Below are 12,968 nucleotides of genomic sequence, written 5' to 3' on the forward strand. Positions count from 1 at the left end.
TGGGAGCAAGGCCTGTGGGAGCTGATCGGTGGGAGCAAGGCTTGCCCGCGATGGCATCGCCTCGATCCATCAGCTACACCGAGGTGCCTGCATCGCGGGCAAGCCTTGCTCCCACAGGTCTTGCTCCCACAGGGTATAGGGGTGGGCTTTTAACCGGGTTATTCCAGGTGCTCCGGCTTCATCGGATCGCCTGGCTTGACGTCCAGTTGCTTGCGCACGTCTTCGAACATTTCGTCGTAGTACTTGTGCATCGAGCCGATGCTGGCGGTCTTGGGCAAGCCGTATTTCTGGGCGATGCGCGTGGCATGGCGGGCGAAGTCGAAGGCCTGGTCCTTGGCCAGGAAGAACGTCTCGTCCAGGGTCTTGTCCTCGATGGTGCCATGCACCCGGAACGACATGCCCGTGCCCTCCTTGCCGTCCTGATCGACCTTGTAGTCGATGCACAGGTTGTAGCTGAAATCGTCCTTGTTCAGCGCATGGCGCTCCATGTGCAGGTGTCCGGGTTCGAACATGGCCATAAGCAACTCTCCTTAGAAGGCATGGGGAGTAGGGCAGACCCTGGATCTGCCCTGCAAGTTTCCTGTTATCGATAAGTAATGCCGGGTGTCGCCGTGCTGATGCGGGTGCCGGCCTTGCCCTGGACGATCGCGTCGATGTCCGAGAGTGAACCGATCACCGCGACCTTGCCAGTGTTGCGCGCGAATTCGCAGGCGGCCTGGACCTTCGGCCCCATGGAACCGGCGGCGAAGCCGAGCTTTTCCATGTCGTCGGGGTGGGCCTGGGCAATGGCTTTCTGGGTCGGCTTGCCGAAGTCGATGAACGCGGCGTTGACGTCGGTGGCGATCACCAGCAGATCGCTTTCCAGCTGTTCGGCCAGCAGCGCCGAGCACAGGTCCTTGTCGATCACCGCTTCCACGCCTTGCAGCTTGCCGTCGGCGTCGTACATCGTCGGAATGCCGCCACCGCCGGCGCAGATCACGATGCTGCCCTTTTCCAGCAGCCATTTGATCGGGCGGATTTCAAAGATGCGCTTGGGCCTGGGGCTTGCGACCACGCGACGGAACTTGTCGCCGTCCGGGGCGATGGCCCAGCCTTTTTCGGCGGCCAGTTTCTGCGCCTCTTCCTGGCTGTAGACCGGGCCAATGGGCTTGGTGGGTTTTTGGAAGGCCGGGTCGTTGGCGTCCACTTCAACCTGGGTCAGCAGCGTGGCGAAGGGGACTTCGAAGTCCAGCAGATTGCCCAGTTCCTGTTCGATGATGTAGCCGATCATGCCTTCGGTTTCGGCGCCGAGCACGTCCAGCGGATACGGCGTGACCGAGGTGTAGGCCGCCGCCTGCAACGACAGCAGGCCGACCTGCGGGCCGTTGCCGTGGGCGATCACCAGTTGATTGCCTGGGTGGATTTTCGCGATCTGTTCGGTCGCGGTGCGGATGTTGATGCGTTGATTGTCTGCGGTCATGGGTTCACCCCGACGCAGGAGGGCGTTACCGCCCAGGGCAACGACGATACGCATGGTGCTGTCCTTTCAAAAATGGAACGAACAATGCTGTTCCCTTGTGGAAGCTTGCCTGTGGGAGCAAGACCTGTGAGAGCTGACCTGTGGGAGCTGATCTGTGGGAGCAAGGCTTGCCCGCGATGCAGGCACCTCGGTGTAGCTGATGGATCGAGGCGATGCCATCGCGGGCAAGCCTTGCTCCCACAGGTCAGCTCTCACAGGTCTTGCTCCCACAGGTCTTGCTCTCACAGGTCTTGCTCCCACAGACCTTGCTCCCACAGTTCTGCTCCGAGGTCCTAGATATCCGCCAACGCCGACACCAGGATCGCCTTGATGGTGTGCATGCGGTTTTCCGCTTGCTCGAAGGCGATGTTGGCCGGCGATTCGAAGACCTCTTCGGTCACTTCCACGCCATTGGCCAGGTTCGGATAACGGGCGGCGATGTCCTTGCCGACCTTGGTTTCGCTGTTATGGAACGCCGGCAGGCAGTGCATGAACTTCACCCGTGGGTTGCCCGAGGCTTTCATCATCTGCGCGTTGACCTGGTACGGCAGCAACTGCTCGATGCGCTCATCCCAGGCTTCCACCGGCTCGCCCATGGACACCCAGATATCGGTGTGGATGAAGTCCACGCCCTTGACGGCTTCCTTCGGGTCTTCGGTGATGGTGAGGCGCGCGCCACTTTCGGCGGCGAAGGCCTGGCACTGGTCGATGAAGTCCTGATGCGGCCACAAGGCTTTCGGCGCGCCGATGCGCACGTCCATGCCCAGTTTGGCGCCGATCATCAGCAGCGAATTGCCCATGTTGTAGCGGGCATCGCCCAGGTAGGCGTAGCTGATGTCATGCAGCGGCTTGTCGCTGTGTTCGCGCATGGTCAGGGTGTCGGCGATCATTTGGGTGGGGTGGAATTCGGCGGTCAGGCCGTTGAACACCGGCACCCCGGCGAACTTGGCCAGTTCCTCGACGATCTCCTGTTCGAAGCCTCGGTATTCGATGGCGTCGAACATCCGCCCCAGGACCCGGGCGGTGTCTTTCATGCTTTCCTTGTGCCCGATCTGCGACGACACCGGGTCGATGTAGGTGACGTGGGCCCCCTGGTCATGGGCCGCGACTTCGAAGGCGCAGCGGGTGCGGGTCGAGGTCTTCTCGAAAATCAGCGCGATGTTCTTGCCCTTGAGGTGCGGCTGTTCGGTGCCGGTGTACTTGGCACGCTTGAGGTCGCGGGACAGGTCCAGCAAAAAGTGCAGCTCGCGGTTGGTGTGGTGCATCAGACTCAGCAGGCTGCGGTTGCGCATGTTGAACGCCATGATGTGGATCTCCTCAGGTGTAGGTTATCCCCGGGGCCGGTCTCTGCCGTGGGATGCAGAGCGGTGCCGGCCCAGGCTCAAAGGTTAGTAATCGATCGGGTCGCGGATGATCGGGCAGGTCATGCAGTGACCACCGCCCCGGCCCCGGCCCAGTTCACTGGCGCTGATGGTGATGACTTCCACACCGGCCTTGCGCAGCAGGGTGTTGGTGTAGGTGTTGCGGTCGTAGCCGATCACCACGCCCGGTTCCACGGCCACCACGTTGTTGCCGTCGTCCCATTGCTCGCGCTCGGCGGCGAAGCTGTTGCCGCCGGTTTCCACCACCCGCAGTGTCGACAGCTTGAGGGCCGCGGCCACGGTGTCGAGGAAGCTGCTGTCCTCGCGGCGAACGTCGATGCCGCCGGGCTTGCTTTCGTCAGGGCGCAGGGAGAAGGCGACGATCTGGCTCACCACTTCCGGGAAAATCGTGACCAGGTCGCGGTCGCAGAAGCTGAACACGGTGTCCAAGTGCATGGCGGCGCGGGATTTCGGCAAGCCGGCGACAATCACCCGCTCCACGGCTTTGTTCTTGAACAGGTTCAGCGCCAGTTGGCCGATGGCCTGGCGGGACGAACGTTCGCCCATGCCGATCAGCACCACGCCGTTGCCAATGGGCATCACGTCGCCGCCTTCGAGGGTGGCGTTGCCGTGATCCTGGTCCGGGTCGCCGTACCAGATCTGGAAGTCAGCCTGGGTGAACTCGGGGTGGAATTTGTAGATGGCGCTGGCCAGCAGGGTTTCCTGGCGGCGCGCCGGCCAATACATCGGGTTCAGGGTCACGCCGCCGTAGATCCAGCAGGTGGTGTCGCGGGTGAACTGGGTGTTGGGCAGCGGCGGCAGGATGAAACTGGAATGCCCGAGGAAGTCGCGGAACATCTGGATGGTCTTGCCACCGAAGCTGTCCGGCAGGTCGTCGGCCGAGACGCCGCCGATCAGGAATTCGGCGATATGGCGCGGCTCCAGGCTGCGCAGCCACGAACCGACTTCATTCACCAGGCCCAGGCCCACCGAGTTGGCGGTGATCTTGCGCTGCAGGATCCAGTCCAGGGCTTCGGGGATGGCGACGATGTCGGTCAGCAGGTTGTGCATTTCCAGTACGTCGATGTCACGCTCGCGCATCTTGGTGACGAAGTCGAAATGATCGCGCTTGGCCTGGTTGACCCAGATCACATCGTCGAACAGCAGCTCGTCGCAGTTGTTCGGGGTCAGCCGCTGGTGGGCCAGGCCTGGGGAACACACCATGACTTTACGTAATTTACCGGCTTCGGAATGAACGCCGTATTTCACTTTTTCCGTGGTCATTACAAATCCTCCCGTTAGAACAATCAGCCAACTACAAGGTCAGGAAGCCGTCGTAGAGCCCATAGGCCGCCACCAGGGCGCCTGCGACCACTGCGGCGAAAATCAGCTTCTCGACAGCGGTGAAAATCGGTTTGCCCAGCTCGCGCTTGGCCTTGGCGAACAGGATCGCGCCGGGGGCATAGAGCAGGGCGGAGAGCAGCAGGTACTTGATCCCGCCGGCATACAGCAGCCACACCGCATAGATCAGGGCGATGGCGCCGATGGCCAGGTCCTTGCGGCGCTCGGCCGCGAAGCCTTCGTAGGTCTCGCCGCGCACCGCCAGCAACACTGCGTAGGCCGCCGACCACAGGTACGGCACCAGGATCATCGAGGTGGCGAGGTAGATCAGTGACAGGTAAGTGCTGGCCGAAAACAGGGTGATGACCAGAAACACCTGGACCATCGCGTTGGTCAGCCACAGGGCGTTGGCCGGTACGTGGTTGGCGTTCTCCCGGCGCAGGAACTCGGGCATGGTGTGGTCTTTGGCGGCGGCGAACATGATCTCGGCGCACAGCAATACCCAGGACAGCAGGGCGCCGAGCAGCGAGATGATCAGGCCGACGCTGATCAGCACCGCGCCCCAGTGCCCCACGACATGCTCCAGCACGGCGGCCATGGACGGGTTCTGCAACTTCGCCAGTTCAGGCTGGGTCATGATGCCCAGGGACAACACGTTCACCAGTACCAGGAACAGCAGCACGGTGATGAAACCGATGACGGTGGCCTTGCCCACGTCGCTGCGTTTCTCGGCGCGGGCGGAAAAAATACTCGCGCCCTCGATGCCGATGAACACCCACACGGTGACCAGCATCATCTTGCGCACCTGGTTCATCACGCTGCCCAGGTCCGGGTTCATCGTGCCCCAGATGTCCCGGGTGAAGATCTCGAGCTTGAAGGCGAACACCGCGATCAACACGAACAGCACCAGCGGCACGACCTTGGCGACGGTGGTCACCAGGTTGATGAACGCGGCTTCCTTGATGCCGCGCAGCACCAGCCAATGCACCGCCCACAACAACACCGAGGCGCCAATCACCGCAGCTACGGTGTTGCCTTCACCAAAAATCGGGAAAAAGTAGCCCAAGGTGCTGAACAACAATACGAAGTAGCCGACGTTGCCCAGCCAGGCGCTGATCCAGTAGCCCCAGGCGGATGAGAAACCCATGTAGTCGCCAAACCCGGCCTTGGCGTAGGCATACACACCGCCATCCAGATCGGGTTTGCGGTTGGCCAGGGTCTGGAACACAAAGGCCAGGGTCAGCATGCCGACGGCGGTAATCGCCCAGCCGATCAGCACGGCACCGACATCGGCACTGGCCGCCATGTTTTGTGGCAAGGAAAAGATTCCCCCGCCGATCATTGAGCCGACCACCAGTGCAACCAGCGCACCCAATCGAAGTTTTCCGGGGGTATCAGACATTTGCGAGACTCCAGTGCAGGAGAAGAGAGTCAACAGACTAAGTCGATTTGAAAGTTGAATATCTGATCTGGATCAGTGCATGACAACATTCCATTGTTAATGAAGGAGTTAACACCGTCCGTTGGCGTCTTGAAGTTGCTCGAAAGGCCCGCTTCAGGGCCTTTGGCAAAGGGTTTGTGAAGGTTTTCTTGCCGCAGGACTATTCACGCTAGTTGATTTCCGTTGGGTCGCAACTATTTTGTAGGCTGCGTTCGTGACAATAATAATAGGGGAGGCATGGTCTTTTTAATTAGGGCCATTGGAGAATGGCCGAGTCATAAGGCTTTGGACTTTGTATGGGTGACGTTATTCAAAAACGTTATGTCGCTTTATTTACTTAATTTAATAGTGAGCAAAAATGCCGCAGCCGATTGAAAAGTTGCCACTGGGCGCACTGATCGCGCTGGTGGTGGGGTCAATGATCGGTGGCGGGATTTTTTCCCTGCCGCAAAACATGGCGGCTCGGGCCGATGTTGGTGCGGTGCTGATCGGCTGGGCCATCACCGCCGTCGGCATGCTGACCCTGGCCTTCGTGTTCCAGACCCTGGCCAATCGCAAGCCGGAATTGGACTCGGGCGTGTACGCCTATGCCAAGGCCGGGTTTGGTGACTACATGGGTTTCTCGTCTGCCTGGGGCTACTGGATCAGCGCCTGGATGGGCAATGTCGGTTACTTCGTGCTGCTGTTCAGCACCTTGGGCTACTTCTTTCCGGTGTTCGGCCAAGGCAACACGCCGGTGGCCATCGGCTGTGCGTCGTTGTTGCTGTGGGCGGTGCATTTCCTGGTGTTGCGCGGGATCAAGGAGGCGGCGTTCATCAACCTGGTGACCACCGTGGCCAAGGTCGTGCCGCTGTTGATGTTCGTGGTCATGGCCGCCGTGGCCTTCAAGGCCGAGATTTTCACCCGCGATATCTGGGGCGCGATGAGTCCGGACCTGGGCAGTGTGATGGACCAGGTGCGGCACATGATGCTGGTGACGGTGTTCGTGTTCATCGGCATCGAAGGCGCCAGCGTCTATTCGGCACGGGCAGAAAGACGTGCGGACGTAGGGCGTGCGACGGTGATCGGCTTTCTCGGGGTATTGGCGCTGCTGGTGCTGGTGAATGTGTTGTCCCTGGGGGTCATGAGCCAGCCGGAACTGGCGCAGTTGCAGAACCCATCCCTGGCCGGCGTCCTGGAGCACATTGTCGGGCCTTGGGGCGCGTTGCTGATCAGCCTGGGGTTGGCGGTTTCACTGTTGGGAGCCTTGCTGTCCTGGGCGCTGTTGTGCGCTGAAATCCTCTACGCCACCGCCCGGGACAAGACCATGCCGGCGTTCCTGACCAAGGAAAATGCCAACCATGCGCCGGTCAACGCGCTGTGGTTGACCAATGGCATGATCCAACTGTTTTTGCTGATCACTCTGTTTTCCGCAGGCACCTACACCAGCCTGATCTACCTCGCCTCGTCGATGATCCTGGTGCCGTACCTGTGGTCGGCGGCCTATGCGGTGCTGCTTTGCGCCCGGGGGGAAACCTACGAACAGGGCTCGGCCCAGCGCATGAAAGACCTGTGCATCGGTGGCGTCGCACTGTGCTACGCGGTGTGGCTGCTGTATGCCGGTGGCGTGAAATACCTGCTGTTGTCGGCGCTGTTGTATGCACCCGGGGTGATCCTGTTTGCCCAGGCCAAGCGGGAACAGGGACAGCCCTTGTTCACCCACGTGGAAAAGGGGATTTTTGCTTGCGTGATGTCAGGGGCGGGCGTCGCGGCGTATGGGTTGTACAGTGGGTTTTTGGCGTTGTGAGGCGAAGGTCACCTTTTTTGGGGGAGTTGAAGGGGGTCTGTGGGAGCAAGGCTTGCCCGCGATGCAAACACCTCGGTGTAGCTGATAGACCGAGGCGATGCCATCGCGGGCAAGCCTTGCTCCCACATAAATCCCCTCGCCACAATGAACTGTCGTCGACACACAGGCATGGGCCATCACCACCGTGCCCGATGCGCGCCCAGTTCCGCCGCCGGCAAGCTCCATTGCAGTGGCGTCCCGGTGATTTTCACGGGCACCTGCAGGCGATGGGCCGGTCCCCACGGGGTCTGTTCGACCACCAGGCCCTGATCATCCTCGGCTTCGGCCCGCAATGGGGGCGAGTCCCCAGCGCCACGTTCGATCAACAGCTTCGCCGTGCGTGCCAGTGACATGCGTGCCGAGCCGCCGTGACCGCTTGCCAGGCGTCGGGACAATAGCACCAGGGCGCTGGCCGCCAGCAGATAGCCGGTGCCGTGATCCAGCGCTTGCACCGGCAGCGGTGTCGGCTTGTCGGTGTGTTTCCAGCCCATGCCGGCTTCGGCAATGCCGCTGCTCATCTGCACCAGGCTGTCGAAGCCGCGCCGGTTCTGCCACGGGCCGCTCCAGCCGTAGGCATTGAGGCTGACGTCGATCAGGCCCGGGGCCATCTGCCGACGCTGCTCGGTGCCGTAGCCCAGATGCTCCAGGGCGTCGGCACGGTAGCCGTGCAAGAGGATGTCGGTGTCCTTGAGCAGTGCCTCGAATACCGCGCGATCATCGGCTCGATGCAAGTCGAGGCGGGCGCAGCGTTTGCCCAGGGTGACTTCCGGCACCACGCCGGGTTCGTTCCAGGTCGGCGGGTCGATGCGCAGCACCTCGGCCCCCAGGCCAGCGAGGAAGCGGCTGGCGACGGGGCCGGCCAGCACGCGGGTCAGGTCCAGCACCTTGAGGCCCGCCAGTGGCTGGGTCACGGAGCCGAGCCAGGGTTTGCGCTGCTCTCCAGGCGTTTCACTCAGGTGCACCAGCGGCTCGGCATTGACTGCCAGGCCTTGGGGGTGGGTTTGCCAGGCCTGCCACGAACGCATCTCGGCGGCGCACCCGCCGGCGTCGACCACGGCCTGCTCCAGCTCGGCCTTGTTCCATCGGGCCACCCTGGCCGCCATGTCAGCGCGGTCGGTGCAGGTGCCGAGGACTTTTTCCGCCGCAAGGCGATGATGCGGTGCGTTGGTGTGCAGGCGAATCCAGCCGTCGGCGCTGGCGTAGTCGCCGGCCACCGGGTCCCACATCGGTGGAACGCTCCAGCCGATAGGGCGCAGGGAGGTGGAGAACCAGAACGACGCCAGGCGCTGGTCGACTTCGACGGGTGGCAGGCGGCCGGTTTGCTGATGGATGAGCTCGGCGGTGGCTTGGCCGGCTGCGGCGATGCTGGCGCTGGCCAGCGCCGTGACGGCGAATGCCGAGGGCAGCGCGCCGTCGCCGGTGAAGGTGATTGGGGTCGTGGGCAAGCCGAGTTCGGTTTGCATGGACGTGAGCAGATCTGACATCGAAAGCCCTCCAGTACGAGAGGGCGATCATAGTTCAAAAATCCGTTGGGGGCCGCTTTGCGGCCCAGCGGGAGCAAGCTCCCTCGCCACAAGAGCCCTGTGTCTGTTCCGGGCGCGACCAGATCCACAGGTTGCCCAGGCCCATGCCGGCGAGCGCGAGGTAAACCGGCCACGCGTGGTCGAGCAGCACCAGCATCAAGCCTGCGCAGAGCAGCATGCTGGTGGTGGCAGCGACCTTGGCCCGGCGCGGGATGACCTTGCCGTTGCGCCAGTTGTGCAGCATCGGCCCGAACAGGCGATGGTTCTCCAGCCAGGCGCTCAGGCGCGGCGAACTGCGGGTAGCGGCCCAGGCGGCCAACAGGATGAACTCGGTGGTCGGCAGGCCGGGCACGACGATGGCGATCAAGCCGATGGCCAGGCTGGTGTAGGCGAGCAGGGCGAAGAGCAGTTGGGTGATTTTCGAGGGGCGGTTCATCAGTGTTTTTCAGTCATGCACAATCTCTGTGGGAGCGGGCTTGCTCGCGAAGGCGGTGTATCAGTTAACGATTATGTTGGCTGACACACCGCCTTCGCGAGCAAGCCCGCTCCCACAGGGACGGTGGTGTGAATCAGGCCAACTCGGCCGCATAGGCCTGTTCCAACAGCACCGTAAAGCGGTTGAAGGCATCCAGCGCGCCTTTGTCCGCCTCGGCTTCCTGCTGTTCGGTAAAGGCCAGGCCGTCGAGGGTGCGGGTGAAGGATTTCCAACCTTCGGCGCGCCCACCGGCAGGTTCTGCCAGGTGCCGGGCGCCGAAGGTTTCGCTCAACCCCAGGCCCACGGCGCGCTTGATCAGGAACGCGGCGCCGAGCTTGGAGCCCTCGGAGACGAACAGCCAGCCCAGGGCTTCGGCCTGGGTCGGGTTCTTCACCGCACCGGCCACTGGCGCAGGGACTTCGGTGTCCAGGTCGGCAAGGTCCGCCTTGGCCGCTTCCGCCCTGCATCGGGCCGGAAGGTCGGGGATCAGGGCGGACAGTTCGGCGTCGTTGTACAGCGCCACCAGTTCCGACTGGAACAGGTACTGGGCAACGACGAAACGGGCGAAGCTGGCCGGGGTTTCGAACGGGGCGTGGGCCTTGACCAGCGCGTCGAGCCGGCTGTGGGGCTCGTGGGTGATCTGGTTCAGGCGTTGGGAGCGAGAAGTGGGGCGTTGTGTGGTCATGAACAATTCCTTCGAGTTGGAACAGTGTGGCAAGGGGCTGTGGGAGCAAAGCTTGCTCGCGAAACAGGCGCCTCGATCTCTGAAAGACCGCATCGCCTTCATCGCGGGCAAGCCTTGCTCCCACATGACTCTCCTCGTCACGGGTATTTGTTTGGCCTGGGCAACCGAGTCAGATATCCCAGATCAGGTTCACCGCGAAGTTACGCCCGGGCGCCGTCAGGCGATCGAGGTTGGCGGGGCTCAGCACCGCCGCCTCGCCGACGCTGTCGTAGCCGCGCACGTCATCCCAGAGCCAGTACTGCTTGTCGGTGAGGTTGTAGAGGCCGCCGCTGACGGTGACGTCGTCGGTCACCTTGTAGAAACCGCTCAGGTCGAGGATGCCGAAGCCTGGCGTCTTGAACTGGCTGCTCACGCCATCGGGCGAGTTGAAGTTGCTGTCGTCGACGCGGTCCTTTTTCTTGACCAGGGTCCAACTGAGCAAGGTGCCGTAGCGGTCCTGGTCGTAGCCCAGGCCGAATACGCCGGTCAGCGGGTTGACGCTGTTGAGCGGTTCGCCAGTGTCGTCGTTACGACCGTACGCGTAGGCCACCGAGCCTTGGGTGTACAAGCCCTTCGGTGCGCCAAACACCTCCAGCTCCAGGCGTCCCCTGGCCTCGGCGCCCTTGATGGTGGCGTGCTTGATGTTGTTGCTCTGGAAGGTCAACTGGTCGGCGCCGGGGGTGATGGCGTCCTCGTTGATGAAATCGCGGTACTTGTTGTAGAACACCGCCACGTCGAACGAGCCGGAATCGAAACGGCCGCGCAGGCCGGTCTCGTAGCTCTTGCTTTTTTCCGGCTCCAGATCGGGGTTGGGTTCTACGCTGTAGCCGACGTCGGGGTTGTCGAAACGACCGTACAGGGCCTTGGCGGTCGGTGTGCGGAAACCTTCGGCGTACTGGCCGTACCCGGTGTACTCATCGCTCAAGGCATAGGTCAGGCCGAACTTCGGTGAGACGCGATGCCAGGTCTTGTTCTTGTCGCTGACTGTACCGCCGCCGGTAGGGTCTACGGTGTTGAGGAACTCCTCGGTCAGGTGCGGCTTGAGCCGGGTGTAGTCGTAGCGCAGGCCTGGCGTGAAGGTCCAGCGGTCCCAACTGATCTGGTCCTGGGCGAACAGGCTGTAGGTGTTGATGGTCGGGTCCGGGAAGTCACTGACCTTTTCCAGGACGTCCCGGGTACTGATGGCACCCACTGCGGAGCAACCCACGCCGACCGCCAGGCACACGCCATTGCCGCTGCGCGAGCCGGTGACTTTCTGTTGCTTGAGGGTGGTGCCGTAGGTCAGGGCGTGATCGGTGTCGGCGACCCTGAAGGCCTTGTCCAGTTGCGCGTCGAAGACCCACTGTTTCTCTTCGTAGAGGGTCTCCCGGGTGCGCAGGACCTGGCGGGTGATGGGGAAGTAGAACTCGGCGGTGCTCTCATCGGTCTTGGCGACCTGGTGATTCAGGCTCCACTTGACGTGATCGGCCAGCAGGCTGTCGAGGGCGAAACTGTGCTCCAGGCCGAAACGCTCGCGGGTGATGGTGTCGTTGCCGGTGCGCCACTGGTACATGCCGCCGGGCAGCACAAAGTTCGGGATCGCCGGCTGGCCGTTGGAGTAGGGGCCGCCATAGGCGCTTTTCAGGTCGGTGTCGCGGTCGTCCTTGTATTTCTCGTAGACCAGGCCAAGGCGTGCGTCATCGCTGTAGTTCCAGCCGAGCTTGGCCAGCACGTTGTTGGCGCGCACGTCTTCCGGGTTGGCCGCGGTGCGGTCCAGGCCGGTGCCGTTGTGGCTGCCGTAGGATTCGGTTTCATGACCGTCGCGTTGGCTGTAGTGCAACAGGCCGTCGAACTGCCCGCTGCGACCGGCGACGGTGGCGGACTTGAGCCAGCTCTCATCGGCGGAGCTGTAGCCGGTCTTCAGGCGGGCGCCAACGTCCTCGCCCGGCTTGATGATGTCGTCCGGATCCAGAGTGAAGTAGCTGACGGCACCGCCAATGGCATTGCTGCCGTACAGCACCGAGGCCGGACCGCGGAGGATTTCCACGCGCTTGATGATTTCCGGGTCGACGTAGTTGCGCTGGGTCTTGGCGTAAGGCCCGTTGAAGAAGCCGCCGGGAATTTCCACACCGTCGACCTGGGTCAGGATCCGGTTGCCGTCGATGCCGCGGATGTTGTAGCCGCTGATACCGCCGCGCTGGCCCGCGCCGCCCACCGATACGCCCGGCTCATAGCGCACCAGGTCCTTGAGGGTATTGACGTTGTTGCGATCCAGTTCCTGGCGGTCGTGGACCGTGACCGTGCTCGGTACGCTGGTGATGTCCTGTTCCTGGCGGGTGGCGCTGATGGTCACCTGTTGCAACTCCAGCGCGCTGCCGGCGCTGCGTTTTTCCAGGACGATGCTGTTGTCGCCCAGCTTGCGGTAGCTCAGGTTGGTCCCCACCAACAGGCGCTCCAGGGCTTTTTCAGGTGACAGCGAGCCATTCACCCCTGGCGAGGCGACGCCTGCGGCCAGTTCCGCGGGCATCCCGACCTGCCAGCCGGTGACCACGGTGAATGCATTCAGCGCCGAGACCAGTGGCTGCCGGGCGATGGCAAAGGTGTAGTCGCCCATGTTGCGTGCAGCGGGTTGCACGGTGGTGGCGGCCAGGGCGAGCGGCGCGGTGCCGGCCATCAGAAGGGCGGCGGTGAGCAGTGACAGCGTGCAAGAGGGGGCAAGAAACCGGCAAGTAAGGCGAGAGGACATCGATAGCGCTCCGTGTCGCATCTGTTATAGGTGCAGATTCACATCGCTGGATGCG

Annotated in this window: 10 protein-coding genes; 1 reads left to right on the top strand and 9 read right to left on the bottom strand. The window is 62.6% G+C overall.

Annotation, left to right across the window (positions count from 1 at the left end; genetic code table 11):
* Positions 1-158 precede the first annotated feature (158 nt).
* The 5 genes from B0E42_RS06355 to arcD (B0E42_RS06375) form a co-directional block, all read right to left on the bottom strand.
* Complete coding sequence (locus B0E42_RS06355; RefSeq protein ID WP_018610734.1) at positions 159-518, bottom strand: DUF5064 family protein; 360 nt, start codon at positions 516-518, stop codon at positions 159-161.
* 65 nt (positions 519-583) lie between these two features.
* On the bottom strand, positions 584-1,513 hold the full coding sequence (gene arcC / locus B0E42_RS06360; protein ID WP_014336900.1) for a carbamate kinase: 930 nt from the start codon (positions 1,511-1,513) through the stop codon (positions 584-586).
* Between the two features lie 278 nt (positions 1,514-1,791).
* Positions 1,792-2,802 carry an ornithine carbamoyltransferase gene (locus B0E42_RS06365; protein WP_014336901.1) on the bottom strand — a complete coding sequence of 337 codons (1,011 nt, stop codon included), beginning with the start codon at positions 2,800-2,802 and terminating at the stop codon, positions 1,792-1,794.
* A gap of 84 nt (positions 2,803-2,886) precedes the next feature.
* Positions 2,887-4,143: an arginine deiminase gene (gene arcA, locus B0E42_RS06370; RefSeq protein ID WP_018610729.1), complete on the bottom strand. Its 1,257-nt coding sequence runs from the start codon at positions 4,141-4,143 to the stop codon at positions 2,887-2,889.
* Positions 4,144-4,174: 31 nt separating this feature from the next.
* Positions 4,175-5,602: an arginine-ornithine antiporter gene (arcD, locus tag B0E42_RS06375; protein WP_024619174.1), complete on the bottom strand. Its 1,428-nt coding sequence runs from the start codon at positions 5,600-5,602 to the stop codon at positions 4,175-4,177.
* Positions 5,603-5,999: 397 nt separating this feature from the next.
* Here arcD (B0E42_RS06375) and arcD (B0E42_RS06380) point away from each other — a divergent pair, with 397 nt between their 5' ends.
* Positions 6,000-7,427, top strand: a complete 1,428-nt coding sequence (gene arcD / locus B0E42_RS06380; protein ID WP_077506010.1) for an arginine-ornithine antiporter — start codon at positions 6,000-6,002, stop codon at positions 7,425-7,427.
* Between the two features lie 176 nt (positions 7,428-7,603).
* On the opposite strand, the gene B0E42_RS06385 is transcribed toward arcD (B0E42_RS06380), so the two are convergent.
* The 4 genes from B0E42_RS06385 to B0E42_RS06400 form a co-directional block, all read right to left on the bottom strand.
* Complete coding sequence (locus tag B0E42_RS06385) at positions 7,604-8,950, bottom strand: CoA transferase (protein ID WP_077506012.1); 1,347 nt, start codon at positions 8,948-8,950, stop codon at positions 7,604-7,606.
* A gap of 34 nt (positions 8,951-8,984) precedes the next feature.
* On the bottom strand, positions 8,985-9,425 hold the full coding sequence (locus tag B0E42_RS06390; RefSeq protein ID WP_077506014.1) for a YbaN family protein: 441 nt from the start codon (positions 9,423-9,425) through the stop codon (positions 8,985-8,987).
* 133 nt (positions 9,426-9,558) lie between these two features.
* Entirely contained in the window at positions 9,559-10,149 is a 591-nt protein-coding gene (locus tag B0E42_RS06395) for a biliverdin-producing heme oxygenase (RefSeq protein WP_053178351.1), read from the bottom strand.
* A 169-nt stretch (positions 10,150-10,318) separates the two neighbouring features.
* Positions 10,319-12,913 carry a TonB-dependent receptor gene (locus tag B0E42_RS06400; RefSeq protein ID WP_077506016.1) on the bottom strand — a complete coding sequence of 865 codons (2,595 nt, stop codon included), beginning with the start codon at positions 12,911-12,913 and terminating at the stop codon, positions 10,319-10,321.
* Positions 12,914-12,968 lie beyond the last annotated feature (55 nt).

It is taken from the genome of Pseudomonas sp. A25(2017) (genome assembly GCF_002001065.1).
Taxonomy (GTDB): domain Bacteria; phylum Pseudomonadota; class Gammaproteobacteria; order Pseudomonadales; family Pseudomonadaceae; genus Aquipseudomonas; species Aquipseudomonas kilonensis.

Excerpts from the sequence above, each read along its gene's own strand:
- B0E42_RS06355 (WP_018610734.1), bottom strand. The coding sequence starts at position 518 with ATGGCCATGTTCGAACCCGGACACCTGCACATGGAGCGCCATGCGCTG.
- arcC (WP_014336900.1), bottom strand. The coding sequence starts at position 1,513 with ATGCGTATCGTCGTTGCCCTGGGCGGTAACGCCCTCCTGCGTCGGGGT.
- B0E42_RS06365 (WP_014336901.1), bottom strand. The coding sequence starts at position 2,802 with ATGGCGTTCAACATGCGCAACCGCAGCCTGCTGAGTCTGATGCACCAC.
- arcA (WP_018610729.1), bottom strand. The coding sequence starts at position 4,143 with ATGACCACGGAAAAAGTGAAATACGGCGTTCATTCCGAAGCCGGTAAA.
- arcD (WP_024619174.1), bottom strand. The coding sequence starts at position 5,602 with ATGTCTGATACCCCCGGAAAACTTCGATTGGGTGCGCTGGTTGCACTG.
- arcD (WP_077506010.1), top strand. The coding sequence starts at position 6,000 with ATGCCGCAGCCGATTGAAAAGTTGCCACTGGGCGCACTGATCGCGCTG.
- B0E42_RS06385 (WP_077506012.1), bottom strand. The coding sequence starts at position 8,950 with ATGTCAGATCTGCTCACGTCCATGCAAACCGAACTCGGCTTGCCCACG.
- B0E42_RS06390 (WP_077506014.1), bottom strand. The coding sequence starts at position 9,425 with ATGAACCGCCCCTCGAAAATCACCCAACTGCTCTTCGCCCTGCTCGCC.
- B0E42_RS06395 (WP_053178351.1), bottom strand. The coding sequence starts at position 10,149 with ATGACCACACAACGCCCCACTTCTCGCTCCCAACGCCTGAACCAGATC.
- B0E42_RS06400 (WP_077506016.1), bottom strand. The coding sequence starts at position 12,913 with ATGTCCTCTCGCCTTACTTGCCGGTTTCTTGCCCCCTCTTGCACGCTG.